At 62.2% G+C, this 24,243-nt stretch carries 20 protein-coding genes and 2 pseudogenes; 10 read left to right on the top strand and 12 right to left on the bottom strand.

Translation table 11 applies throughout. The features are described 5' to 3' along the window. The first annotated feature begins 245 nt into the window (after positions 1-245). The 5 genes from AAG816_RS01925 (at position 246) to AAG816_RS01945 (ending at position 8,974) form a co-directional block, all read left to right on the top strand. The gene (locus AAG816_RS01925; protein ID WP_341987656.1) at positions 246-3,962 is read left to right on the top strand and encodes a vitamin B12-dependent ribonucleotide reductase; all 3,717 of its coding nucleotides are present in this window, start codon (positions 246-248) and stop codon (positions 3,960-3,962) included. Between the two features lie 420 nt (positions 3,963-4,382). Then, positions 4,383-5,573 (top strand): nucleotidyltransferase, encoded by a 1,191-nt coding sequence (locus AAG816_RS01930; RefSeq protein ID WP_341987658.1) that lies wholly within the window; start codon positions 4,383-4,385, stop codon positions 5,571-5,573. A gap of 1 nt (position 5,574) precedes the next feature. Continuing rightward, positions 5,575-7,353: a ThiF family adenylyltransferase gene (locus tag AAG816_RS01935; RefSeq protein WP_341987660.1), complete on the top strand. Its 1,779-nt coding sequence runs from the start codon at positions 5,575-5,577 to the stop codon at positions 7,351-7,353. Continuing rightward, on the top strand, positions 7,350-7,874 hold the full coding sequence (locus AAG816_RS01940; RefSeq protein ID WP_341987662.1) for a Mov34/MPN/PAD-1 family protein: 525 nt from the start codon (positions 7,350-7,352) through the stop codon (positions 7,872-7,874). The genes AAG816_RS01935 and AAG816_RS01940 overlap by 4 nt, the downstream gene beginning before the upstream one ends. After that, positions 7,871-8,974 (top strand): SAVED domain-containing protein, encoded by a 1,104-nt coding sequence (locus AAG816_RS01945; RefSeq protein ID WP_341987664.1) that lies wholly within the window; start codon positions 7,871-7,873, stop codon positions 8,972-8,974. The genes AAG816_RS01940 and AAG816_RS01945 overlap by 4 nt, the downstream gene beginning before the upstream one ends. 285 nt (positions 8,975-9,259) lie before the next feature. Here the strand turns inward: AAG816_RS01945 and AAG816_RS01950 are convergent, their stop codons facing one another. Together AAG816_RS01950 and AAG816_RS01955 are read right to left on the bottom strand one after the other, a co-directional pair. After that, a complete protein-coding gene (locus AAG816_RS01950) occupies positions 9,260-9,964 on the bottom strand; it encodes a hypothetical protein (RefSeq protein ID WP_341987666.1) in 705 nt (234 codons plus the stop codon). Between the two features lie 28 nt (positions 9,965-9,992). Beyond that, positions 9,993-10,307, bottom strand: a complete 315-nt coding sequence (locus AAG816_RS01955) for a hypothetical protein (RefSeq protein ID WP_341987669.1) — start codon at positions 10,305-10,307, stop codon at positions 9,993-9,995. Positions 10,308-10,505: 198 nt separating this feature from the next. On the opposite strand from AAG816_RS01955, the gene AAG816_RS01960 reads away from it, so the two are divergent. The 3 genes and pseudogenes from AAG816_RS01960 (at position 10,506) to AAG816_RS01970 (ending at position 12,654) form a co-directional block, all read left to right on the top strand. Further along, a complete protein-coding gene (locus tag AAG816_RS01960) occupies positions 10,506-10,820 on the top strand; it encodes a DNA cytosine methyltransferase (RefSeq protein ID WP_341987671.1) in 315 nt (104 codons plus the stop codon). A 32-nt stretch (positions 10,821-10,852) separates the two neighbouring features. Then, positions 10,853-11,889: pseudogene (locus tag AAG816_RS01965) on the top strand (IS3 family transposase); the annotation flags it as partial. A gap of 537 nt (positions 11,890-12,426) precedes the next feature. Further along, the gene (locus AAG816_RS01970) at positions 12,427-12,654 is read left to right on the top strand and encodes an antitoxin VbhA family protein (RefSeq protein WP_341987673.1); all 228 of its coding nucleotides are present in this window, start codon (positions 12,427-12,429) and stop codon (positions 12,652-12,654) included. Positions 12,655-12,902: 248 nt separating this feature from the next. Here AAG816_RS01970 and AAG816_RS01975 read toward each other — a convergent pair whose 3' ends face one another. The 3 genes from AAG816_RS01975 to AAG816_RS01985 form a co-directional block, all read right to left on the bottom strand. Beyond that, on the bottom strand, positions 12,903-14,873 hold the full coding sequence (locus AAG816_RS01975) for an AAA family ATPase (protein WP_341987674.1): 1,971 nt from the start codon (positions 14,871-14,873) through the stop codon (positions 12,903-12,905). A 255-nt stretch (positions 14,874-15,128) separates the two neighbouring features. Further along, positions 15,129-15,782, bottom strand: a complete 654-nt coding sequence (locus AAG816_RS01980) for a hypothetical protein (protein ID WP_341987676.1) — start codon at positions 15,780-15,782, stop codon at positions 15,129-15,131. 7 nt (positions 15,783-15,789) lie between these two features. Beyond that, the gene (locus AAG816_RS01985; protein WP_341987678.1) at positions 15,790-17,751 is read right to left on the bottom strand and encodes a phospholipase D-like domain-containing protein; all 1,962 of its coding nucleotides are present in this window, start codon (positions 17,749-17,751) and stop codon (positions 15,790-15,792) included. A gap of 381 nt (positions 17,752-18,132) precedes the next feature. Between AAG816_RS01985 and AAG816_RS01990 the strand changes: the two genes are divergently transcribed. Together AAG816_RS01990 and AAG816_RS01995 are read left to right on the top strand one after the other, a co-directional pair. Beyond that, positions 18,133-18,654 carry an MbcA/ParS/Xre antitoxin family protein gene (locus AAG816_RS01990; RefSeq protein WP_341987680.1) on the top strand — a complete coding sequence of 174 codons (522 nt, stop codon included), beginning with the start codon at positions 18,133-18,135 and terminating at the stop codon, positions 18,652-18,654. After that, positions 18,651-18,902 (top strand): annotated as a pseudogene (locus AAG816_RS01995) (RES domain-containing protein); the annotation flags it as partial. The gene AAG816_RS01990 and the pseudogene AAG816_RS01995, both read left to right, overlap by 4 nt. A 151-nt stretch (positions 18,903-19,053) precedes the next feature. Here AAG816_RS01995 and AAG816_RS02000 read toward each other — a convergent pair. The 7 genes from AAG816_RS02000 to narI are packed head-to-tail and all read right to left on the bottom strand — an operon-like array spanning position 19,054 to position 24,238. After that, positions 19,054-20,232, bottom strand: a complete 1,179-nt coding sequence (locus tag AAG816_RS02000) for an NnrS family protein (RefSeq protein ID WP_341987682.1) — start codon at positions 20,230-20,232, stop codon at positions 19,054-19,056. Positions 20,233-20,246: 14 nt separating this feature from the next. Continuing rightward, entirely contained in the window at positions 20,247-20,717 is a 471-nt protein-coding gene (locus AAG816_RS02005) for a hypothetical protein (protein WP_341987684.1), read from the bottom strand. A gap of 10 nt (positions 20,718-20,727) precedes the next feature. Beyond that, on the bottom strand, positions 20,728-21,246 hold the full coding sequence (gene mog, locus AAG816_RS02010) for a molybdopterin adenylyltransferase (RefSeq protein ID WP_341987962.1): 519 nt from the start codon (positions 21,244-21,246) through the stop codon (positions 20,728-20,730). A gap of 6 nt (positions 21,247-21,252) precedes the next feature. Then, on the bottom strand, positions 21,253-22,254 hold the full coding sequence (gene moaA / locus AAG816_RS02015) for a GTP 3',8-cyclase MoaA (RefSeq protein ID WP_341987686.1): 1,002 nt from the start codon (positions 22,252-22,254) through the stop codon (positions 21,253-21,255). Beyond that, positions 22,251-22,532: a hypothetical protein gene (locus AAG816_RS02020; protein WP_341987688.1), complete on the bottom strand. Its 282-nt coding sequence runs from the start codon at positions 22,530-22,532 to the stop codon at positions 22,251-22,253. The genes moaA and AAG816_RS02020 overlap by 4 nt, the downstream gene beginning before the upstream one ends. Before the next feature lie 9 nt (positions 22,533-22,541). Beyond that, positions 22,542-23,447, bottom strand: a complete 906-nt coding sequence (locus AAG816_RS02025; RefSeq protein ID WP_341987690.1) for a peptidylprolyl isomerase — start codon at positions 23,445-23,447, stop codon at positions 22,542-22,544. Between the two features lie 5 nt (positions 23,448-23,452). Continuing rightward, positions 23,453-24,238, bottom strand: coding sequence for a respiratory nitrate reductase subunit gamma (gene narI, locus AAG816_RS02030; protein WP_341987692.1), 786 nt, complete (start codon positions 24,236-24,238; stop codon positions 23,453-23,455). Positions 24,239-24,243: the final 5 nt, after the last annotated feature.

The raw sequence follows: 24,243 nt of genomic DNA on the forward strand, positions 1-24,243 counted from the left end.
CAACGAACTCGAAGCCCCCAAATCTGTGTTTGACGGCAGTGTCAGACTCGCACTAGCGTCAGTCTCACAAGCAGCGGAAACGGCTCGGGCCACAGGCTCAGGGTTGTTCTGCGGCTGTCTCAAACACAGCAGTCCGGTTTCAGGACGGCGCGCCCCGCCGCACCGACGCGTTTGTATCGCGGCCTGCCCGTTGACCACCTATCATGCCCCGGCTCGGGGCCCTGCGCTTAAGGGAGCATTCGGTCATGCGCGTTGAACGCCGCTATACCATCGAGGGTCGTTCGCCGTATGCGGACATCCCGTTCCGCGACACGGTCAGCGAGATCCGCAATCCGGACGGCTCGGTGGTGTTCCGTCAGGAGGGTATCGAGGTCCCGGCGCAGTTCTCGCAGGTGGCCAGCGACATCCTGGCCCAGAAGTATTTTCGCCGCGCCGGCGTGCCCGCGCGCCTGAAGAAGGTGGAGGAGAATTCTGTTCCCTCCTTCCTGTGGCGCAGCGTGGCCGATACGGACGCTCTGGCCGGCGTGCCGGAGAAAGAGCGGGTGATCGGCGAAATCTCCGCCAAGCAGGTGTTTGACCGGCTGGCCGGCACCTGGACCTATTGGGGCTGGAAGGGCGGCTACTTCGATACCGAAGCCGATGCCCAGGCCTTCTTCGACGAGCACCGCTACATGCTCGCCATGCAGATGGTGGCGCCCAATTCCCCGCAGTGGTTCAACACCGGCCTGCACTGGGCCTATGGCATCGACGGGCCGGGGCAGGGCCACTTCTATGTGGACCACAAGACCGGCGAACTGACTGCCTCCACCTCGGCCTATGAGCACCCGCAGCCGCACGCCTGCTTCATCCAGTCCGTCTCCGACGATCTGGTGGGCGATGGCGGCATCATGGATCTGTGGGTGCGTGAGGCGCGCCTGTTCAAGTACGGCTCCGGCACCGGCTCCAACTTCTCCTCGCTGCGCGGCGAAGGCGAGAAGCTCTCCGGCGGCGGTCGTTCGTCCGGCCTCATGAGCTTCCTGAAGATCGGCGACCGCGCCGCGGGTGCCATCAAGTCCGGCGGCACCACCCGCCGCGCCGCCAAGATGGTGGTGGTGGACGCGGACCATCCCGATATCGAAGCTTATGTGAACTGGAAGGTGATCGAGGAGCAGAAGGTCGCCTCCCTCGTCACCGGCTCGCGCATCAATGCCAAGCACCTCAAGGCCGTGCTCAAGGCCTGCGTGAATTGCGAAGGCACCGGGGACGCCTGCTACGATCCGGAGAAGAACCCGGCGCTGAAGCGCGAGATCAAGGCCGCCCGCAAGGCGCAGGTGGCCGATTCCGCCATCCGCCGCATCATCCAGTTCGCCCGCCAGGGCTTCACCGAAATCGACGTGCCGATCTACGATACCGATTGGGATGGCGAGGCCTACATCACGGTGGCTGGCCAGAATTCCAACAATTCGGTGCGGGTGACCGACGACTTCCTGCGCGCCGTGGAAGCGGACGCCGACTGGGATCTCATCCGGCGCACCGACGGCAAGGTCCACAAGACCATCAAGGCCCGCGAATTGTGGGAGCAGATCGGCTCGGCCGCCTGGCATTGCGCCGATCCCGGCATCCAGTTCCACACCACCATCAACGACTGGCACACCTGCCCGGCCGGCGGCGACATCCGAGCCTCCAATCCGTGCTCGGAATATATGTTCCTGGACGACACCGCCTGCAATCTGGCCTCGCTGAACCTGCTGCAGTTCCGCGACGCCGAGAAGCGCTTCGATGTGGAGAGCTATGAGCATGCGGTCCGGCTATGGACCATGGTGCTGGAAATCTCTGTGCTGATGGCGCAGTTCCCCTCGCGCCGTATCGCCGAACTCTCGTTCGAATACCGCACCCTGGGCCTGGGCTACGCCAATATCGGCGGCCTGCTCATGACCGCCGGCATTCCCTATGATTCCGACGAGGGCCGCGCCATCGCCGGCGCCGTCTCCGCCATCATGACCGGCGTGTGCTACGCCACCTCCGCCGAGATGGCGAAGGAACTGGGCCCGTTCCCGGCCTATGGCGCCAATGCCCAGTCCATGCTGCGGGTGATCCGCAACCACCAGCGCGCCGCCCATGGCATTGCCGCGGGCTATGAGGGCCTGTCCATTGCCCCGGTGCCCCTGGACCATGCCTCGTGCAAGGATCAGCGCCTGATCGAGCACGCCAAGGCAGCCTGGGACAAGGCGCTGGCCATGGGCGAGATCCACGGCTACCGCAACGCCCAGGTCAGCGTGATCGCGCCCACCGGCACCATCGGCCTGGTGATGGATTGCGACACCACCGGCATCGAGCCCGACTTCGCGCTGGTGAAGTTCAAGAAGCTGGCCGGTGGCGGCTACTTCAAGATCATCAACCGCGCGGTGCCGGAAGCCCTGCGTACCCTCGGCTATAGCGAAGCCCAACTGGCCGAGATCGAGGCCTATGCGGTGGGCCACGGCTCCCTGGCGCAGGCGCCGTCCATCAACCATGGCACGCTGCGGGCCAAGGGCTTCGACGACGCCGCCATCGCCAAGGCGGAAGCGGCGGTGAAGAGCGCCTTCGACATCAAGTTCGCCTTCAACCGCTGGACCTTCGGTGAGGAATTCCTGGTGAAGAAGCTGGGCGTCACCCCCGCCCAGCTCGCCGACCCCAAGTTCGACCTGCTCAGCCATCTCGGCTTCTCCCGGTCGGACATCGATCTGGCCAATGTCCATATCTGCGGTGCCATGACCCTGGAGGGCGCGCCCTTCCTGAAGGCCGAGCATCTGCCGGTGTTCGACTGCGCCTCGCCCTGCGGGCGCATCGGCAAGCGCTCGCTCTCGGTGGACAGCCACATCCGCATGATGGCGGCCGCCCAGCCGTTCATCTCCGGGGCGATCTCCAAGACCATCAACATGCCCAATGACGCCACGGTGGAGGACTGCAACGCAGCCTATCTGCTGTCCTGGCGCCTCGCGCTGAAGGCCAACGCGCTCTATCGCGACGGCTCCAAGCTGTCGCAGCCTCTGAACGCCCAATTGGTGGCCGATGACGAGGACGAGGACGAAGCGCTGGAGACCCTGGTGGCCCAGCCCAACGCCGCCCGCACCGCGGCGGTGACCGAGAAGATCGTGGAACGGGTGATCGAGCGCATCGTCGAGCACCGCATCCACGAGCGCGACAAGATGCCGGATCGCCGCAAGGGCTATACCCAGAAAGCGGTGGTCGGTGGCCACAAGCTCTATCTGCGCACCGGTGAATATGATGATGGGCGTCTCGGCGAGATCTTCATCGACATGCACAAGGAAGGCGCGGCGCTTCGCTCACTTCTGAACAACTTCGCCATCGCCATTTCGCTGGGCCTCCAGTATGGCGTGCCGCTGGAAGAGTATGTGGACGCCTTCACCTTCACCCGCTTCGAGCCTGCTGGCCCGGTGCAGGGCAACGATACCATCAAGTACGCCACCTCGATCCTGGACTATGTGTTCCGCGAGCTGGCGGTGTCCTATCTCGGCCGCAACGATCTCGGTCATGTGGACCTGTCCGAGACCGGCTTTGATGCGCTCGGCAAGGGCGTTGACGAGGGCAAGGCACCGTCCGCTGCCTCGCGGGTGGTGTCGAAGGGGCTGGTCCGCGGCAAGAACGTCAGCCTGATGATGCCGCAGGTCGTCACCGAGCCGCGCCCGGCCTCCGACAACGTGACCGTGCTGCGTGCCCGCACCGACGGCGCCACGGCCCTGAAGTCCGAGCCCGAAGTTCAGGCTGTGGAAGAGGTATCTGAGCTGGAAGCGGCGGTTGAGAGCCTGATGGAGAAGACACTCCCCTGGGGGCCGGCGGCGCGCACCCAGGATCGCCGCGCCGAAGCCCGCGCCAAAGGCTACGAAGGCGAGGCCTGCCCCGAGTGCATGAACTTCACCATGGTCCGCAACGGCACCTGCCTGAAGTGCGACACCTGCGGTGGAACGACGGGCTGCAGCTGAGGTATTTGCTCTCAGTGTCATGTCGTGCCACCCAAAGGTTGAGCATTTTGCGCTTTAGTTTGGCGCAATGGCAGCCAAAGGTTGGCTCGATGGTCAGAAGCTGAAGTGGCTCCGAGGTTGGACCAAGTTCGCACGACATACGCCTCAATGTGACTGGGAGAGTGCCGAAGCGGAGCCAGAAGGTTTGAACTAGCCCATCGATCAGCATGATCTCTAGTCGATGGGATGGAAACGGGCGGAGGCCGCGGCAGCGCAGCCGCTACAGATCCTCGATGGAATGAAATCTCTCCGGGCGGCTTTTCGGCTGCCCGGAAAATCTTAGAGGAACAAACCAAGTCCGCAGGTTTGAATTCGGACAAATCAGGCATGAGCGCCAAATCAGCGCGCCCTGTGCCTCTTAAGCGTACGGAGGTCTGCTGAATGAATATGATGCTTCAGCCCATCACGTCCGAAGCCGAAAGATATCTGAAGGCCCTCGCGGACACGCTGGCGCTTCCTCATGGACGCTACAGGCAGGCCAAGGAGCGGTACGAGTCACTGGGAGAATGGCTTCTCCGGACTGCATCGACCGTGCGCCAATACGATCCGCAGATTTACGTCCAAGGATCATTCCGGCTCGGTACCGCGATAAAGCCATGGGACGCGGCGGAACACTACGACGTCGATTCCGCCTGCGTGATGCGGAACCTGTCCAAGTCCAACCTGACGCAATTCGAGCTCAAGCGGATGCTCGGCGTGGAGATCGCGAGTTACGCCGAAGCTCATTCGATGGAGAACGGCGTCGACGAGGGAAATCGCTGCTGGATCCTCGAATATGCTGACGGTGCCCAATTCCACATGGACATCGTGCCGGCGGTGCCGAACGGCAACGAATACGAGCAGATGCTCAAGGGGCTGGGCATCGCAAATCCTTGGGCGAAGACCGCAATCGCCATCACCGACCGCCGACTGCCGACGTACTGGGTCCGCACGTTGGATTGGCCGCGGTCAAATCCTAAGGGCTACGCGGCGTGGTTCTATGATCGGGCGGAGCCCGTCGCGACGTGGATGGGCGACAGTCAGATGCGGATCAGGGGCGAGGTTGAGTCGATGCCCGCTGCGCAACCGAATAGGACACCGCTTCAGTCGGCGATCATGATCCTGAAGCGACATCGCGACCAGATGTTCGCGGATCATCGGGATATTCGCCCCATCTCCGTGATCATCACTACACTCGCCGCTCACGCCTACCAGGGTGAGCCAACCATCGGCGCAGCGCTGGTGTCGGTCCTGACCGGCATGCGGACGTACATTGGACATCGGAATGGAGAGTTCCGGATTCCGAACCCGGCCGAGCCGCTCGAGAACTTCGCCGAGAAGTGGAACCAGAAGCCAGAGTTGGAAAAGGCTTTCTCCTTATGGCTCGAGCAGGCGCGCGATGATTTCAGTCGCGCTGCGGGACTGTCACGGCGCCAGGACATCGCGGATGTCGTCGCCCCCCGTATCGGACGCTCGCTCGCTGATCGCGCTCGGGACATCTCCGGGGGTCTTCTGACCGAAGGGCTGGTCAGCAGTCCGGCCGTGGCGAGAACGGCTCCGGTTCGTCTCGAGGGTGGCGGGAGGAACGCCTGAGGTGTCGGCATGGCGCTCACCGCAACATGTGGAGGCCATCGCCGCGGTCGAGCGGTGGCTGAGCGAGCGTGTGCCCGGCTACGAGAGCCTGGACGTCTTCGAACTTGCTGCCGCGCGGCGTGGCGCGGTTAGAGGCTTTCGATGCGTCGCCCAGTTCGCCGACGAACCGCGACGTATCCATCTGTTATTCAGTGGTGCGTTTCCGTTCGAGCCGGCGTGGCTCGTTCTCGTCGATCGCCCGCCGTTCGGCACGTGGCCGCATGTTGAAACCGACGGCCGACTGTGTCTCGTCGATGAGCGAGCGACCTTCGACCCTGGCGATCCGGTGGGCGGCGTCGAGTATCTCTTTCAAGAAGCGTTTCAACTCGTCCGGCGATGCGTTGAGGGATCTTGTAAGCGTGAGCTCCAAGACGAGGTCCTCTCCTACTGGGACGGTATGGCCACCGGCATCGGTCGCCCCATCCTGAGCCTAGTCGATCCGAACAGTAGCGAATCTCGTGCCATCCGTGCCTGGTGGGGTGACTGCCTCCTCCTCGCCGACACGGAGGAGGCGGCGACGGCTTGGCTGAGGAACCGATATCCTGGCATCCGCAAGGGCGATCTCAAGACCACGCCCGCGGCATTGCTTTGGATCGGCGAGCCCATGGTCCCGGGCGAATTCCCTCGGACCGCACACGACGTTCTCGCCATGGCGGAGAAGGTCGATGCTACGGAGTTGCTCCACGCCGCCGCCGCGACGGATCCGCAGCGAGTTCCCGTGGTCCTCGGAATGACTACGGCACATGGGCCCGCCTTCGCTGGCGTGATCGTTGAGAGGCCTTCGGATGCACGAGGTCGCGCGATCATCAGACGAGGGTTCAGACCCGGACGGGTACCGGCAAATCTTGCCGGTTGCCGCTTCTTTGGTCCGGATACTGTTCGCAAGGTCACTGTCGATCGGGTCGACCCGGCCTGGGTTCACGGTCGTGAAGCTGATCCCCGCTTTGCAAAGCTGCGCTCATCGACGGTGGTCGTACTGGGCTGCGGATCCGTCGGCGCTCCCATCGCGGCGGCTCTCGCCAATGCCGGGGTCGGGAAACTCGTCTTGGTCGACGAGCAGCGGCTGAAGGCGGCAAACCTCGGGCGACATCCGCTGGGTGCCGGTAGCGTCGGTCTTCCCAAGGCGACCGAGCTCGCCGCCAGGATCACCAAAGACCTTCCTCACCTTCGGATCGAGGCGATCGTTGATACGGTCGAGCGTTTGCTCGATCAGCGTCCTCACATCCTGCTGGACGCCGACCTGATTGTCTCGGCACTTGGCGACTGGCCCGCCGAAGCGCTGCTGGATGCGTGGCACGACGCCAATGGACGCGCTGTCCCGATCGTTTACGGATGGACTGAACCCCATGCCTGCGCAGGGCATGCCGTCGGCATCGTCCAAAACGGCGCCCGTTTTCGAGCTGGTATCGACAATTACGGGCGCGCCAACTTGGAGCTGACAGGATGGCCGGGTGGTCCCACGGTTCGACGGGAACCAGCGTGCGGCGCCGTGTTCGAACCTTACGGCCCCGTGGAACTCGAAGCGATCATCAGCATGATCTCGGGCCTCGTTCTGGACTGTATCCTCGGCCAGGTCGGCACGTCGACGCATCGAATGTGGGCCGGACAGGAACGAATGCTCACGGCCGCCGGTGGCGTTTGGACAGATGCATGGAAAGTCATAGCGGGTTCGAACACTGGGTCAGTGGTGCACGAGCGTGGATGGGCTGAACCTGTGGGCCAACGGGCGATTGCCGCATGATCGGCTATGAAATCGGCATGTCCGGACAATCGCTGGTGATTTCCGGAGAGGTGCTGCACCACTTTTCCTCCTACCGACAGCTCAGATGGTGGCATCGCGAGGCCGGAGGTCAGCTCTTCGCTCGGTTCGAAGGCAATCAGGTGCTGGTGACCCACGCGACCGGGCCGCGACAGACCGACCGGCGAGCTCGGCGATTTTATCACCCAGATCGGATGGCTGAGCAGCGCGAAGTCGACGTCTTTCATCAGGCAGGTCACCATTTCATCGGAACATGGCACACCCATCCCGAGGATCGGCCGACGCCGTCGGCGATCGACATCGACTCCATTTCTGAAGCGTTCCGGCTGTCCAAACACGCCTTAAATGGCTTCGTATTGGCCATCGTCGGGCGCAGCCAGCTCCCAGCGGGACTCTATGTTGGCATCTCAGATGGCGCGGTGCTGCATCAACTCAAAAGCTTGGGGAGAAGCCCCTCACATCATTCAGCCCTCGTGGTTCTGTCGGAGGACCTAGTCTCATGAAAGATCGGCTAGGGCGCTTGTTTGACCGCTGGGTGGAATGGCGCTTCCGACTGCGATCCGTCGTGCTAGCGCTTATTTCATCGGGTGTCGGTCTACTGTTGGCAGCTCAAGCTGGCTTCGTCGCGAAATTGGTCACCGGGCCGAAGTTGGGCGGCTTCGAATTTTCGGTCGATACCGGATCTGGAACGCCTGCCTACGTGACCAACATAGCAACCACAGTCGGCGCAGCGTTGGTTGTCGTCGGGCTGGTTTCGCTAATCTGGCAAGGCTGCCAGGAACATAGCGCGGCTCAGAGAAAACGTGTTCTGATCATCGAAGCCCGCGGCCTTCGAAGCGGTCCCGGTCGACCCCTTCAAGAAGATGTTCCCAAGGCCGTTGTCGGACGACGCGAGCTTCGGGTTCTGGACTTTCGCCAGATGTACGAAGCCGACATCACCGATCCGGAACTCGGTCTTGACGAGGCGCACTCTCTGCCCGGCCAAATCCGGCAAGCTGCTTCAGGAACGGATCGAGCCGATTTCCAACTTATCTACGGGGGCGTCGCGCCGGTTCCCTACACCTTCCTCACAGGGGTGCTTGTCGATGATGAGAACGGCTTGACCGTTATGGATTGGGATCGGTCCGGGGAGCGCTGGAGGCTTCTGGACAACGCCGACGATGGCGAGAGATTTGTGATTTCCGGGACCGAGGAGCTGACCCATGCGGCTGAGGTCGTCATCGCGATCTCGGTCTCCTACCGTGTCCAGGCTGCCAACGTTCGCGCAGCATTTCCGGGACGCCCCGTCATCTGGCTGACGCTGGAAAACGGAAGTACATCCAGCCATTGGTCCGCCGAAAAGCAGGCCGCGTTGGCGAAGCAGTTTCTCGACGTTCTGGGATTACTGGAAGGCATGGGAGCACGCCGTATCAATGTTATCCTGGCCGCTCCCAACAGTCTGGTCTTTCGGTTTGGTAGGACCTACGACCGTAATCATCCGCCGTTGATCGTCTGGCAGTACGAGCGGGAGCAAGCAATTGCTTATCCGTGGGGAATTTTGATGCCGCCAGGCGGGCGTGGAAGGGCGTCTGTCGTACGCTCAGCCCTGATGCAGGCTGATTAACCACCGACTACGGCCAATCCGTGCCTTCTCATTCACGCAAGCCTTCCGATCTTCGCGCCCACCGGCAGCCATCGCTCAGGCTTGCGCCGGTTTTATTTTAGAGGCCACCATATGTGTTGAGGGGTGGAGGTGGGAATGGTGGTGCCGATTTGTTCATGGCAAAGCGCGGCCGAACAGCGTGGTAGATCCAGCGCAAGCGCGGAAATTGAAAAAGTAACGTACGCGTCTCCGCGTTCGTTGCTCACAAATGAGTTCATATCAATACTTAAGGGTGGTCCGGTGATTTCAGCGGATTTTTTGAAAGAGCCTCTCTCCGATGGTCTGGACAATTTCTTCTGCAGGGTGATTGGTGAGTACTGACATAAATTGAGGGTATAGATCGGATGTTATCTGGATTGTTCCCTTTGATTCATAAGAAATAATTTTATTATATACAAGATAGTCTTTGCTTAAATCTTCTATCATGGGGCTTGGGTCTCTTAGTGCTCCTAGTTTATGCGTGCTGGCGATCATGTCTCTGATGGTCGGGTCAATTAATGTCTGTCCAAGTTGCACCCACATGTGCCACTGTACTACCCCAGATAAGCTGGCGGGGAGCTGTTTTTCATAATTCAGTATGTGTAAGCATTGTTGACTGTTTATTTCGGGATCCCACACCATTTCGCCGGATGATTTAATATTTCCGACATGAAGCTCTGGTTCAGCGCCTACGATAGCCGCTTTTTCGATCTGCTTTTTGAGAGTAAGAAATAGAAGGGGAGAGAAGATGTAACACGCTCCAGCTAGATCTGGAACGTCATCGCGAATAGCGTTATATGTATGTAGTAAGTAGTGTCGAAGTGAAGCGGTTAACATTCGATAAATCCAAAATGCTGGTTCGCCACTCATAATGCCAAGTGATGGTCGCTTGTAGCTTGCGCATGGTGTCCGGCCTGCGGCGCGGAAGGCAGTAAGGAAGAGCAGGCCTGATTGCCGCCAACCCACCGCCATCTCTCGCTAAGTGCCATTATGTGCGGTCTCAGGATGCTCCGTCTGTCTGCTCAGGTGGGCAGTGCGTCACTGCGTAGGGAATGCGCGGGTGAATCCGTCGCGGAGCGATCTTAGGCCCAGTGGCGTGGCGAAAGCCCTCCACGCGGAGGGCATCGCCGAAGCTAGGCGGCAGCGCGACGGCCAGCAGAAGGCTCGCCAGCTCGTCCCTGTCGATCACCATGGTATGCGTCTCCGGGCCGTTGCCAGCGGCGCCCAGCTCCGTCAACAGCCCGAGTAGCCGCTCCCTCGGAGCGTCCAACGAGTGCGCGGCGACGCGAATGCGCCGAATGAGATCCTCGTCCATGGCGTTCGACGCCTCCGGCTGGTGGCGTACATCCTAGCCGATATCCAACAGGCTCGCGAGACAGCTTCGAAGTCGGCCATGGCTGCTACGTCACTTCCCCGGCCGCGAGAGCCTGTGGCTTGGCCTGAAGACGCGTTCCGGATAGGGCTCGATAGTGAAGCATGTTCACTGCGAGGGGCCAGGCTGTAGGTCGTCGACTTGTTCTGCGGAGCCGGCGGCATGGCCTTGGGGCTGTCTCGAGCGGGAATGAGGATTCGACTGTCGTACGACTTCGATGAGAAGGCTCTGGCCGTCCATCGAGTAAACGTCCCGTCACCATTTCGACTGCGTGCGATTGGGCTCCAGAGGCGCCGAGGTCCCCGCGAAGAAAACCTCGAGGACGTCCTGAAGCTCGCTCCGGACATCGCCGAGATCGCGCCAGACGTGGTCGTTGGCGGTCCGCCATGCCAGCCCTTCTCGCGGGCCGGGAAACGCCTTGGTGAAGTGGTCCCCGAAATCCGGACAGGGAGTTAAGCTTGGTTCGGCCTGACGGAAGGACGAGCCCGATGACCGGGAAGAGGAAGCGGTATTCAGCGGATTTCAAGGCAAAGGTGGCCCTGGAGGCGCTGCGCGGGGAGCAGACGGTGGCACAACTGGCTGCGAAGCACGGCGTGCACCAGACGATGATCAACACCTGGAAGAAGCAAGCCGTCGAAGGGATGGCTGCGGTGTTTCCCGGCAAGGCGGAAGCCGCCGATGCCGCCCGCGAGAGCGAGATCGACCAGCTCCACGCCAAGATCGGCCAACTGGTGGTGGAACGGGATTTTTGCGTCGGGCCTCTAGGCGTTGAGCGTTGGGCGGCGGCGCGAGATGATCGAGCCGGATCACCCTCGGTTACCGATCACGCGCCAGTGCGCCTTGGTCGGTATCAGCCGGTCGGCCTATTATGGGAGCCCGAGGGCCGAAGGCCCCGAGACGCTTACGGTCATGCGGGCGATCAATGGCCAGTTCCTCGAAACGCCATGGTACGGCTCGCGGCAGATGGTCCGCCATTTACGCCGGCAGGGGCACGAGGTGGGGCGTAAGCGCGTGCGACGCCTTATGGCTCGCATGGGTCTTGCCGCCATTTATCAGCGGCCGAAGACGACGGTGCGGCACCCGCAGCACCGCGTCTTCCCCTATCTCCTGCGCACGATGGCGATCGACAGGCCTGACCAGGTCTGGTGCGCGGACATCACCTACATCCCGATGCGACGCGGCTTCCTGTCCATCATGGACTGGTACAGCCGCCGGGTTCTCTCGTGGCGGCTGTCCAACACCATGGAGACAGACTTCTGCATCGAGGCGTTGGAGGAGGCCTTGTCCCAGTTCGGGCGACCCGGCATCTTCAACACCGACCAGGGCAGCCAGTTCACCAGCCCGCGCTTCACCGAGGTGTTGCTAGACGCTGGTGTGCGGGTCTCCATGGATGGCCGCGGCCGATGGATGGACAACGTATTTCATCGAGCGCCTCTGGCGCTCCCTGAAATACGAATGCATCTACCTCAACGCCTTCGAGACCGGGTCCGAGGCCCGGGCCGGGATTGGCCGGTGGATCACCTACTAGAACCGCACGAGGCCCCACTCGTCCTTCGGCGGCAGAACGCCGGAGGAGGTCTACACGGCCTGCGACGGCATCAACATGGCGGCGTAATGCACACCAGAACCAAGCTTAGCAAAGCCGCCAATCTGCCCGCGCAATGGGGACCACCTCAGTGGACGAAGGCTCCACCGCTTAGGCATTTTTGGCCGGATTTGGCCGGATTTGGCCGGATACTCGAGGTGAGACTGAAGTTTGAGTTCAGATAAACCCCAATAAATCAGCCCCTTACGCCGCGCGCGTACCGACGACCCTACGAGCGTCGATCAAAATTCATGGCCGGATCTGGCCGGATACTTCCCGGCGGGGCAATTGAGGTTTGGCAATGGGCATCGGGGAATAGGCTGATACAAGCCGACCGCTGGAGCTTCGTCGACGCGATTCGCGGCCAATGGGCGAGCGGGTTTATGATGCCGCCTCAGGTTGCCCCCTCTACCGTCGGCGCTTTTCGGCAGGCCAGCACTCCTGTATGATGGTCTCGATGGTGTTGCGAGGTCATACATGAGCACAATCGATGGGAAACTGACGCTTCGTCGTCGCGAGGAGATTGTGCGCGATGTCATTGCTGATGCTCGCATCGAAGGGATGGATCTGAGCGACACCGCCCGCAGTGTCCTGGACGATTGGGCCGCGGGAACGATTTCCACTGAGGAGCTTCGAGCTTGGAAGTTGGAACGAATCCGATTGGTTAAGGAAGCCAACGAGCAGAATGTTCGTCTACGTGCGTGACCCGTACGTAGACGAACACGGAGTTCTGAAGAACAAACTTGGCTTTACAACCCAAGAAGAATTGGCGCGAGAAGAAGCGGATTTGGCAGCCTTTGAACGTGCAGTTATAATCTCTGAGCCTCCGCGCTCAGTGTTTGATAGTAGATTGTTGGCGTATTTACATAAGAGACTGTTCGGTGACGTGTACACTTGGGCGGGGAAGTAGCGCCTATGGCGGAACTCTGGTTGACGGCCAAGCGTCAACCTGCTTACGTCTCGTCACGCTTCCCTTTGAACCGAGTTTCTGACGCCTTGCCGTTGGCTGCTGCCCAGTCTCCGATCTTGCGGAATAGGACCGCCAGGTAATCGGCGCTCTCCGGAAGATCATCAGCACCAAATGGTTCGTGTTGATCGCTGCTCAATAGCTCATTGAGCAATCCCTGGACGGTCTCCTCCAACGCGCCGCCATCTGCGATCCGCCTGTACGTGGCCAGTGGCTTGTCCTTTGACTCTTCGTCGCCCGAGAGGAGGCGCTCGAAGTCGGGGATGCTGATGCGATGTCGAACGGTCAGGTTCGCCGCTCGCGCTTTGACGATCGCATCTCGGATCTTCCCGTTCTCAGTCCACATGCCGTTCTTGTCGCCCTTCTTGTTGAACGGCGGATCACAGTCATGAATGACGCCGAAATCAATCTTGAAGTGCTCGAGAACCCTGATGATGGGCACGATAATCGCCTTGCCTCGGCATCGTATAATTGTCACTTGGTTGATAAGCTCGTGTCGCTTTTCAATGACAGCAGCCATGAACGCAGCATGCTCGGTGTCCCCCTCGACAATGATCGGGTAGGAGCCGAAGAATATTTCGGAGAAGCTGGGGTCAATATGTTGCAGTGCTTGCAGGCGCTGCTTTTCGTCGGATTCGAACTCGATATGGTCCGAGCGGTAGATGCGGGGTGCGATTGTCCCGGTTGCTGACTCGGTGCCGCGCTCCAGCCGAACAATCGTCGTATGATCCTCGAACGGATTGATGAAATAGGGGGAGTGAGTCGTCATCATGACCTGCCAATCCGGGCTCTCAGCCAGCTTATACAAGTGCCGCTGTGCGGCTCGGGCTGCCATCGGATGCAGGGCGTTCTCTGGTTCGTCTATGAGGAGAAGATAGCCCGGCAGCGCTGGGTCATCGGGGCTCTGCGGGATTGCGCTTCCAGCGTCATGCGCATCCAGTTTTGCCTGGAGCTCATCCAGCGCGCACTGAACCTCGGCGACTTGCGCTGCGGACACACCCTTTTTGCTTTTCTTTTTGTCCTCATCCTTATGTGCGGCAACTAGTGTCTTTCTGTATTCAGTCCGTATTTCCTTGTCACGGCTCAGCTCGTTGTGGACTTGCAGCATGGCCCAGAACAAGGCGCGTCTGGCACCGGTACCTTGCTGGCGAAGGCCGGTTTCTGTGGCTCCGTCCTTGACGCGGATGCTTGATCCATTTTTTACGAGATCCGACATTTTCGGAACGAGAGGAGTCGCGCCGATATTCAGCCGGACATCCATTTGAGGGAAGACACCCTTGAATCCTGTCGTGATCCGATCCGCAATCGTGTTGAAATGCTGCTCGTGAGCTATGCTCAACGTGTCGATATGCCCTGTGACACTGGCGATGGCTTTTGAGAGTGCAGATTCCGCATTCTGGCGCTCGATGTCGAGGTTGGTGATTAAAGGAGCTAGTGCAAGCGTTAGCAGCATCTCTTCGGTCTTCTCGGCATCGTCGAGAGAGCCAATGCGGAGGGGGCGTGGAAGCCTCGAACTGAAGACAGGGTCTGCGCCCCCTGCCTTACCATCTTGAGCCCAGTCGCCCTTGCCATTCTCTCCGCCAGAAGGATCCCACGTTGTGCGAACCTTTTGAAAATCAGGTGCCGCCCACTGCCACCGACTTCTCACAATCTTTAGATCGTCCCGTTGCTCTTTCCAGCGGTTGTCGACGTTTCCAATGCCGTCAGGGATGTGCACCTCAAGGAACACCTCAGACGGATCCTCTGGCGAGGCGTGTTGGCAGCGATCGAGTGACGGAACGAATGTCTCGGATCCTTTGGCAAGCTCGTAAGCTCTCAGGAGTGTGGACTTACCGCAGTTATTGCGGCCCACGATGCAGACCACATCATCGAGCGCGATATCTATGCTCTCGCTGCCGATACACCCGATATTGCGCACGGTCATTCGAACCAGCTTCGACCGATTTTCCTTGGTCATTCCTTATCCCTCCCAGAAGCCTATACCTTCTGGCGGGATGATCTCGTTAGTCAAGGATTGGGGGAGGCGCGTTCTGAAGGAACCCCGGCAAGCACATCGGCCACACGCTATGTGTCGTGCGCCGGTACGTGTCGCCTTCGACGAGCGCGAATCCTGTGTGCCCCTGGCTTCGAGATCGTATGAGCCCACGTAACGAGGCCTGATGTTGCCCCGGACGTTAGGATATCCGGCGTCGGAAAATTCCAGCGCTAAGGCTCATTCTGGTGGTTGTGCCGGAGAGCTATTTGAACCACCCCAGGGCGGTGTCGCGCCGACCTCACCCCAGAAAATCATGATTGCCCTGATATAGCGGTCGAGATCGGCGGTGTGGACTTGTAGGGCGCTTACCAAGCGGGCGTTCTTCGATAGGTCAACTCGCTGTTCGGGTGTCTCGTGCTCCCACAAGTTCGGGGCCCGCAAAAGCAGCCTATTGGCGGCGTGGCCGTCACCGTGCCGCAGGGCGCTGACCAGTTCCCACAACTCACGCAGGTCGTTCACGATGGGCAGCGCATCGACGTCAACGTGCTTAATCTCCCGAACAAGGATTAGGATCTGGTCGAACCGAGCGCTTTCGACCTCTGCCCGCCGGTCCAGAGCAGTGTGAGCTAGCCACAGGCGCAGATGACGTTCGAAGGCCGCGCCGATCGTCAACGCGAAGGCGCGCCGGGCTTCCTGACACAGCGCATTGTGGGTCTCGGCCTCCGCGAGGGCAAAGAACGCTTCCTCGTCAAGCTCGCCCGTGGGGCGTGCATGGTCAGAGGGCGCCAGTTCACGGAGAGCTGGCGCGATAACGCGCCTCACCAGCCGGTCCAGATCTGCCTGAGCAATCAGAGCAAGTCTGTCGGAATTGGGCGCAGGGCGCTCCCCCATGGGCCAATTAGTCTTGCGGTGGATTGGCGAAATAGCGTCCTAGTCCGCCCTTCTCGCCATTTGCATATGTGGCGAGCCAACTATCGTCGGTCTCGAGGAAGCCGCCCCAGCCCTGCTGCCGTAGGCGCTTTCGTTCTGCTTCGACGGCCCGGAACCGATAATGGTCGTAGACGTCGAGGACGTGGACTGAATAGCCCTCAGCCAAGCCGCGATCGCCGCTGATGATGACCATATTCTCGTCGTTGGAATAGGAGGCCTTGAAACCGAGATTGTGGCTGCCGAGCACGACGGTGCAGTTGGCAGACAACGGGTCGATGACCAGGATCTTGTCGTGGATGATCGCTCCGACGGCTTTGGCGCTCAGCTTCTCGGCCCCGAAATCCTTCAGCAGGCTGCGGTCGTCGATCCGCGAGGCGCGAATGATCTCGACATTGGCGTCCTTGAAGGTGTGGGGCGAGATGGCTGGGAGGTCATCTTTCAGATTGGCTCTGTCCTTTTTGTCCTTCGGAACGTAGTTGGGCATGGCGTTGGGGCTTGAGACCGCACCGGCGACGATCAATTTGCGGTCCTTCAGCCCAATGTCGATCGCCTCGCCGATGATGCAATCTTTTCCTTTCTGGCCCGGATAGAAGGCGAGGAAGAGAATGGCATGCTTGGCCATCCGCATGCGGCGGTAGACTTCGCTGAGGTCTGGCGGCCTCTCCTTGCCCTTACTGCGCTTAGCCATATTCGGCGAGAACCAGGCTGTCAGCGACGCGCCGCCTGAAAGCGGAACCGTCGCTGGGATTTTGTTTTCCCTACGTAAAGTGGGGCTCTGCTGGGCGTCCTTCATCGGTATGCCAAACGGAACGGGGACATCGAGGGCGTCTGCCTTCAGGCGCTTCCAATAGGCGAGGAATGCCTCGGCGGCGTCGTCATTCTCGATCAGCAGAGCGTTGTTGGTCTGGCCAGCTACACCGGTCGATGTCCAGTTTGTGCTGCCAGTGAAGACAGCGCGGGTCCCACCGTTGGGAGGCACATGAACCACGAATTTGTTGTGCCCGATATGGGTGGCATTGTTGAACATCCGATGCTGTAGATCGACTCCAGCGGCGACTAGTGCCTGGCGGGCCGAGGCGTTGCGTTTATCCCAGACGCCTTCGATTGCCGAGGTGTTGGCGAGGATGACGTGGATGCGGGCCGCGTTCTCGACGAGGAGTTCGAGGAGCTCCTCGTCTTCCAGCTCGTAGAGAGCGAGATAAAATTCGCCGGGTCGAGCGAACAGCTCGTGGAGCAATGGCAGGACGTCGCCAGCCAGGTACTTGCGGTGTGGATCGTTGGGATCGGAGAGCTTGTCGATAAGCTCGTCCGGCTTGAGGACGCCGTCCGCGAGCAGAACATTGCGCATCCATTGGGCGGCCAGGATGCCGTTGGTGAAGGTGCTGCGAAACGCTCCGCGTCGGCTCGTGATCGTGATGTCGTTAGTCCTGACGGCCTCGGTGAGATAGCCCAGCGGCCGGGGACGGCCCTCATAGGCGTCTACCTCGATCATCTTGATCTTGCCGTTGGCTAATTTGATGGGCTTCTTTTGACTGTCGAGCTCGGCAACCTTGACCCGCCTTGGTGTGGGATCGGGCGCGCGATCCAGGCCTGGCTTCCAATTGCCCAAGGCTCGGATCTCGTAGCGCACGCGAACCTCGTCGGGACGGCGGCTCGCTCCGTTGCGTTTCTTACGTAAGGTCAGGTCTCGCCATGAGAGCTTCTGCACCGGCCAGATACTAGTGTCCTCGGGGATCCAATGGGGGTTGCTCTGCCCTTTGAAGCCCACCCAGGTGGCGCATCGAACGCTCTCTTCGACCGTACCGTCTGCCTTGAGATAAATGCGTGTGACGTCGAAGCCCAAGCAGCCAGGGATAAGCTCGTCGACATCCCAAGCGATGAACGCGACCTCATTATTGGCGTACGCGCGCGCTGACACGATTTTTGCCATGGGCCCCTCGCTGTCGCTGCTATTCCTAGAAAAGCGCGAATAGTGGCCTTCAGCAACCATAGTTTGTTAAAGCGCGTGTGATGGTCCCGTGACGCTGTTGATTGAGGTCAAGATCGGGTCGGACATTTGCCCCATTTGGCTGCCGGGGATTCACCGCTCCCGGACATGGAGGCGTTCGATCAACCTCCCGAGGTTGTCGGAGGTGCCAACTCTCGAAGAAGTGCCGTCGTTATGCGCCATCCAAAGCGTCGCTAAACAACACTGGTCGCTAAACAACACCGGCAGATGCGGAGAAGCGTTCCCCGACACAGGCGGAGCAGAGCCACATTGCTGTCTATCCAAATTTGGACCATGTCTGGATCGGGATGCAGGAACGTCGTGATGCCAACCATTGAACCAGCAAGGTCCAGCTCCTCTGTGCCGCAGATCGGCGGCGACGAGATTTTCACTCCCGCCAGGCGCCGCCAGGTGAGCAGGCCTGGCCTGCGCACATTCGTTGCGCTGGCCAATCTCTGGGATCTCACCGAGGAGCAGCGCCTACGCATGCTCGGCAGTCCGTCGCGTTCGACCTATTACAATTGGGTCAAGGCGGTGCAGCAGCACCGGGAGATCACGCTCGATTTCGACATCCTGGTCCGCATCTCCGCAGTGCTCGACATATGGTCGGCCCTGCGCATCCTCCATGAGACAGAAGCGGAGGGCATTGCCTGGCTTCGCGGGCCCCATCGGGAATTGGTGTTCGGTGGCAGGGCTCCGCTGGAGGTGATGGCGAGCGGAACGCAGGACGCTCTCTTGACGACCCGCCGTTTCCTCGATGCGGCGCGTGGCGGCCTCTACATGGAGCCAAATCAGGTGGACGAGAACTTCGAACCCTATCGGGATGAGGACGTCGTCTGGTCGTGAGCGACAGGTTCGCCGAGGCGCCCGAGCCGTCCTACAGGATCATTCCGTCTCGCTTCCCTCCGATCTCGGTGTTCGACACCGTTGCGACGGCTGCCGATCTGGAAGCGGTGATGGATCTCGTAGGCTGGACAAGCGATCGTCTCGTCGCCGATCGGCTAGCTCGTCTGGATCGCGCCGAGTGGGTGTTCGGTCAACCCAACTCCAGCATTGTGATGGCAGCCTTCCTCCACGTCGCGCCAACGGGGATGAACCGTCCCGGGTTCACCGGAGGCTATTTGGTTTGAGTCACGCCGCCATTTTCTGCTCATCGAGCTGAGCGTAGTAGCATTCCTCCCCGGGCGGTTCACCCCCGGCCGCACTGAAACGTCCGACGCCGTTTCGGCGCAGGCTGTGTGGGCCTCACTTTCCCAGTAGAAAACGCCCATAGGTCATCACGAAGATGGCAAACGCTGCAACCCAGGCCGCGCCCGACAGATACATCAAGGGAATGGCCCAGGTGGTCGCGAACATCATGGCGAGGCGCAGCGCCACGGCCACTGAAATCAGCATGTAGCTGGCCAGCGTCGCGCGCGAGGCCTGCAAGGGGTGCCCGGTATGCCCCAGCGTGGCCCGCGTCATGATGGACAGCGTCATGGTGCCGATGGCCCCGATGGCCCAGACATGGATGCCAAAGGCCAGCGGAACACGTTCTGGTGTGAAGGCATGGGCTCCTGCCGCAAGAAAGCCCGCCGCACCGAACAGGAAGCCAACGTGGAGCACCAGGACAATCCCGCTCGATCCGGTGCGCCAGCCCTGCCACCGTGAGAGCCGCCAGAGGTTCGCGCCGCCGGCCAGCAGCAGCACCGTGCCGGTGGCGCGGGCATCGGGCTGGGCCACCCACAGCGCCAGCGCAGCACCCGACAGCGCCAGGACAATGCCATCGGCCGGGCCGAACGGCACCGGCCGCGCCGTCACGCCTTGCTTGACCAGCCAATTGTGCGTGAAACTCGGCACCACGCGCCCGCCCACCAGCAGGATCAGCGCGATCATCAGGGCCACGCCGGCGCGGGCGGAAACCGCCGCCGTCCCCTCCAGCGCCGCTTCCACATGGAACATGGCATTGGCGAGGCCCAGCAGCAGCACGAGGCTCGCCACCTTGAGATTGCGCCAGTTGCGCCCTGCCACCACCTCGCGCCCGATCACCAGCCCCAGGACCAGCAGAAAGCCGACATCGATGGCGAAGGCCGGGATCCACCCGATCAGCGCCGAGAGGAACACCGCCATGCGCCCGGCCAGCCACACCGCCGCCAGGGCGATCAGGGGACGGCCCGCCACCGGCAGGCGCCCGGTCCAGTTCGGGACCGCGGTGAGCAGGAAGCCGGCGACGACGGCGGCGCCGAAGCCGTAGACCATTTCATGGACGTGCCAATCCTGCGGCGAGAAGGCCGTGGGAATGGTGATCTCGCCAGTAAAGAATGGGGGCCAGATGGCGATGGCCGCCACCGCCCAGAGCCCACCGGCTAGGAAGAATGGTCGGAAGCCCCGGCTCCAGAGGGGCGTGCCCTCGTACGCCCGGTGCGCTTGCGCAGTTCTCTTCATGACCCCTCGCCCTTTCATGGCCAGAACAGTCCGTGCGCGCCCGCGACCGCGCCGAGCACCGTCAGTCCGGCTCCGGCCAGCAAAACCATGTGGATCAGGCTGATGTTCAGCAGGGAAGCCTGTGGCTGCGTCCACAGCCGACGCTCGACGATGCGATGAAACACGGGTTCCACCACGAACAGCATGAGCATGAAGAGGACCCACAGCCCGACCATGCTGCCCATCCACCAGAATGCTGGGTCGTGGAAGCGGCTCCAGAGGTCCATGCGGGTGACCATCCAGCCGCCCGTCATGCCGACCACCGGCACGGAAACCCGCACCTGAGCCGCGAAGCGCACTTGCACGAGTTTCAGCAGGGCCGCACCCTGAACCCCGCCCTGGGACCGGGCGAGCGGCAACAGCACAAGGGTGACGAAGGCGAGGCCGCCGATCCAGTGGATCACGGCGATCACGTGCAGGGCACGGGCAAAGGCGACATCATCCATCACGGCTCTCTCATCCCGGACGGAACGCCGCGACCACGGCGGGATGGGTCTCGATGCGGCCCGCGCCGATGAGATCAAGGGCATAGGGCACGGCAGGAAACACCGCGCTCAGGCAGGTGGCGATGGCGGCGGGCTTGCCCGGCAGGTTGATGATGAGCGTCATGCCCCGCACACCGGCGGTCTGGCGCGACAGGATGGCGGTAGGCACCACCTTCAGGCTCGCCAGGCGCATGACCTCGCCGAACCCCGGAAGCTCCTTCTCGAGTACCATCCGCATCGCCTCGGGCGTGAGGTCGCGCGGCGCGGGGCCGGTGCCGCCGGAGGTGAGGACGAGGTCGAGCCGATCCGTATCCGCCATATGCACCAGGGCCGCGCGCACGCTTTCGACCCCGTCGGGGATCACCCGGCGCACCGGGTCCCACGGCGAGGCGATAGCGTGGGCGAGCCATTCCTCCATGGCCGGCCCGGCGCGGTCGGCATAGTCGCCCCGGCTGGCCCGGTCGGAAATGGTGAGGATGCCGATGCGCACCATGGCTCAGCCTCCCAGCGCCGACATATGCCGCGCCGTTGCCGGTGCGCCATTGCGGGCGATTTCGAAATCGTGGCCGCGCGGCTTGCCCCGGATGCCGGCATCGATGGCGGCGTGGAGGGCATCGTCGCCTTCCGAGGCCCGCAGCGGCGCGCGCAGATCCACCTGCGCCTCCTGCCCCAGGCAGGTGTAGAGCACGCCCTTGGCGCTGACCCGCACCCGGTTGCAGGTCTCGCAGAAGCTATGGGTCAGCGGCGTGATGAAGCCGATGCGCCCCCCGGTCTCGCCCACCCGTGCATACCGCGCCGGCCCGCCGGTGCGCTCGGCGGTATCGGTCAAGGTCCAGCGTTGTTCGATGATGCGGCGCAGGTCGCTGAGCGGCAGATACTGTTCGGTCCGGTCCTCGCCCACATCTCCGAGCGGCATGGTCTCGATCAGGGTCAGGTCCATGCCGCGCCCGTGGGCAAAAGCGATGAGATCATGGATCTCGGCTTCCGTGCTGCCCTTCAGCGCCACGGCATTCAGCTTCACCTTGAGCCCGGCCGCCTGCGCCGCCAGCAGCCCCTCCATCACCACGCCCAGGGTGCCGCGGCGGGTGATGGCGCGGAAGCGGGCGGCATCCAGCGTATCCAGCGAGACGTTGATCCGGCGCACGCCGGCGCGGGCCAGCGCATCCGCATGGCGCGCCAGGAGGCTGGCGTTGGTGGTGAGCGTCAATTCCTTCAGCCGCCCGGTCGCCAGATGGCGGGAGAGGCTGGCGACCAGATCGAGCACGCCCTTGCGCACCAGCGGTTCGCCGCCGGTGAGGCGGATCTTCGAGACGCCCCGGGCGACGAAGGCGGAGGCGAGGCGATCCAGTTCCTCAAGGGTCAGCAATTCGTCGCGCGGCAGAAAAGTCATGTCTTCCGACATGCAATAGACGCACCGCAGGTCGCAGCGATCGGTGACCGAAAGTCGAAGATAGCTGATCCGTCGCCCGAAGGTGTCCATAAGGCCGCAGCGGGTCATGCGGTGCCCTCCGGCAAGGTGGCGGACAGGATGGCGCGGACGGCGGCGAGGCCGGGATCCTCGGCCCGGTTCATGATGCCGATGAGCTGAACGAACTGCTCATCGGTCGCCGCATCCAGGAAATGCCGCACCAATGCGGCCATCACCTCGCAGGGTGCGCGGCCATCGGCTTGGGAGGCTGCCGCGAGCCGGGCCGAGAGGTCCGGGCCATCAAGGGCGGAGAGAACGCGCGCCGAGACCGCAGGGTCGTCGAGCGCGGCGATGAGCACGCCGAGCATGGCATTCCCCTATTGCACGAGGGGCGTGTCGGCACCGCCGAGCACGATGCCCTTGATGTCGGCGCGGCCCACCAGCAGCGAAACGTACTGGGCATGGGCCGCATGGGTCACATGGTCTTCCAGATAGGCCGCGATCCGCTCCCGCACCGCCTCGAAGGGCAGTTGCCGCCCCGCGATGCACCGATGCATGCGAATGAGATGGACCCCGTAGCGGGTTTCCACCGGGCCGGACATCTCGCCGGCCGACAGAGCGGCGAGCGCCACCTGGAACTCCGGGGTGGTGTCGCCCGGACCGATCTGGCCGAGGCTCCCGCCCACCGCCGCCGACGGGCAATCGGAATGCGCCCGTGCCAGGGCGCCAAATCGCTCTGGCGCGGCGGCAAGATCGGCCGCCAGTAGCGCCGCCTTTTCCCGCGCGGCGGCAAAGGCCGCCGGATCGTCGCGGCGGGCGGCGCACAGGATGTGCTCCACCTCCCACAGCGCCGGCGAGACGAAGCGCCTAAGGTTCTGGCCATAGAAGCGCCGCAGCGCCGCCTCGTCGGCATCCGGCGTGCGCACTTCCTGCTCCAGCAGCGCGCGCATCAGCGCCTCTTCCTCGGTCTCGCGCCGGCCGGCGGTGTCCAGCTTCGGCTCGGCCTCGATCTCCAGCCGCCGGGCCTCCTGGAGCAGAAGCTCGCGGATGACGAGGGCGCGGGTGGCGGCGGTCCACCCCTCGGCCGGCGTGCGCGCCGGGGTGTTCTGCACTTCCGCAGCGATCGCCTTGCGGGAGACGGGCACGCCGTTGACGCTGACGGCGGGCATGGACACTGGCTCCCTGGATGGCGCCGTCGCCCGCTGCGCGGGGGCATGGGTGTGGGGATGTTCGTGCTCGGAGGCGGCGCGGTTGGCGCCGTGATCGACAATCAGCGTGACCATGGTGTTCACTCCCCCCGCTTGCCTGCCGGATGTATGGGTGCCGGGCGCGCCACCCATGTTGCCGCTGGATGATGCGCCGGCGTGCTCTGGCGTCCTCTCCACCCGGTGAAGCGCGTGCGCACCACCTGGTAGCCGGGACGGCCGAGATACCAGATCGGCGCGCTCCAGACGTGCACCAGCCGGGTGAAGGGGAAGACCAGGAAGATGGTCATCCCGAGCAGCAAGTGGGCCTTGAAGATGGGGTTCACGTCGGACACATAGGCCGCGGCCGACGGCTGCAATGTCAGGATGCCTTGAGCCCAGTTCATGAATTTCACCATCTCGTGGCCGTCCATGTGGCCCAGCGAGACGAAGATGGTGGAAAGCCCGAGGGTGAGCTGCGCCCAGAGGAGCAGAAGGATCGCGGTGTCTCCGAAGCTCGACGTCGCGCGGATGCGCGCGTCGAACAACCGGCGATGGGCGAGCAGGGCGATGCCGATAAAACAGGCGAGGCCAGCGAGGCCGCCCACGGTGATGGCCAGCCCCTGCTTGAAGGAATGGCTGACGCCCAGCATGTCGAACACCCAGATCGGCGTCAGCAGACCCACCGCGTGACCGGCAAAAATCAGCAGGATGCCCACGTGGAACAGGTTTGAGCCGAGACGCAATTGCTTGCGCCGCAGAAGCTGCGAAGAGCCGGTCTTCCAGGTGTACTGCTCGCGGTCGAAGCGGATCAGGCTGCCGAGCAGGAACACGGTAAGGCACAGGTACGGATACCAGCCGAAGAGTGCGGAATTGATGGCGGTGGACATGGTGC

The sequence above is a fragment of the Azorhizobium sp. AG788 genome, from assembly GCF_943371865.1.
GTDB lineage: Bacteria > Pseudomonadota > Alphaproteobacteria > Rhizobiales > Xanthobacteraceae > Azorhizobium.

Excerpts from the sequence above, each read along its gene's own strand:
- AAG816_RS01940 (WP_341987662.1), top strand. The coding sequence starts at position 7,350 with ATGATCGGCTATGAAATCGGCATGTCCGGACAATCGCTGGTGATTTCC.
- AAG816_RS01990 (WP_341987680.1), top strand. The coding sequence starts at position 18,133 with ATGCCAACCATTGAACCAGCAAGGTCCAGCTCCTCTGTGCCGCAGATC.
- AAG816_RS01955 (WP_341987669.1), bottom strand. The coding sequence starts at position 10,307 with ATGGACGAGGATCTCATTCGGCGCATTCGCGTCGCCGCGCACTCGTTG.
- AAG816_RS02000 (WP_341987682.1), bottom strand. The coding sequence starts at position 20,232 with ATGAAGAGAACTGCGCAAGCGCACCGGGCGTACGAGGGCACGCCCCTC.
- AAG816_RS01945 (WP_341987664.1), top strand. The coding sequence starts at position 7,871 with ATGAAAGATCGGCTAGGGCGCTTGTTTGACCGCTGGGTGGAATGGCGC.
- AAG816_RS02020 (WP_341987688.1), bottom strand. The coding sequence starts at position 22,532 with ATGCTCGGCGTGCTCATCGCCGCGCTCGACGACCCTGCGGTCTCGGCG.
- AAG816_RS01925 (WP_341987656.1), top strand. The coding sequence starts at position 246 with ATGCGCGTTGAACGCCGCTATACCATCGAGGGTCGTTCGCCGTATGCG.
- AAG816_RS01950 (WP_341987666.1), bottom strand. The coding sequence starts at position 9,964 with ATGGCGGTGGGTTGGCGGCAATCAGGCCTGCTCTTCCTTACTGCCTTC.
- AAG816_RS01980 (WP_341987676.1), bottom strand. The coding sequence starts at position 15,782 with ATGGGGGAGCGCCCTGCGCCCAATTCCGACAGACTTGCTCTGATTGCT.
- AAG816_RS01970 (WP_341987673.1), top strand. The coding sequence starts at position 12,427 with ATGAGCACAATCGATGGGAAACTGACGCTTCGTCGTCGCGAGGAGATT.
- AAG816_RS01985 (WP_341987678.1), bottom strand. The coding sequence starts at position 17,751 with ATGGCAAAAATCGTGTCAGCGCGCGCGTACGCCAATAATGAGGTCGCG.
- moaA (WP_341987686.1), bottom strand. The coding sequence starts at position 22,254 with ATGACCCGCTGCGGCCTTATGGACACCTTCGGGCGACGGATCAGCTAT.
- AAG816_RS02005 (WP_341987684.1), bottom strand. The coding sequence starts at position 20,717 with ATGGATGATGTCGCCTTTGCCCGTGCCCTGCACGTGATCGCCGTGATC.
- AAG816_RS01930 (WP_341987658.1), top strand. The coding sequence starts at position 4,383 with ATGAATATGATGCTTCAGCCCATCACGTCCGAAGCCGAAAGATATCTG.
- AAG816_RS02025 (WP_341987690.1), bottom strand. The coding sequence starts at position 23,447 with ATGGTCACGCTGATTGTCGATCACGGCGCCAACCGCGCCGCCTCCGAG.
- AAG816_RS01975 (WP_341987674.1), bottom strand. The coding sequence starts at position 14,873 with ATGACCAAGGAAAATCGGTCGAAGCTGGTTCGAATGACCGTGCGCAAT.
- narI (WP_341987692.1), bottom strand. The coding sequence starts at position 24,238 with ATGTCCACCGCCATCAATTCCGCACTCTTCGGCTGGTATCCGTACCTG.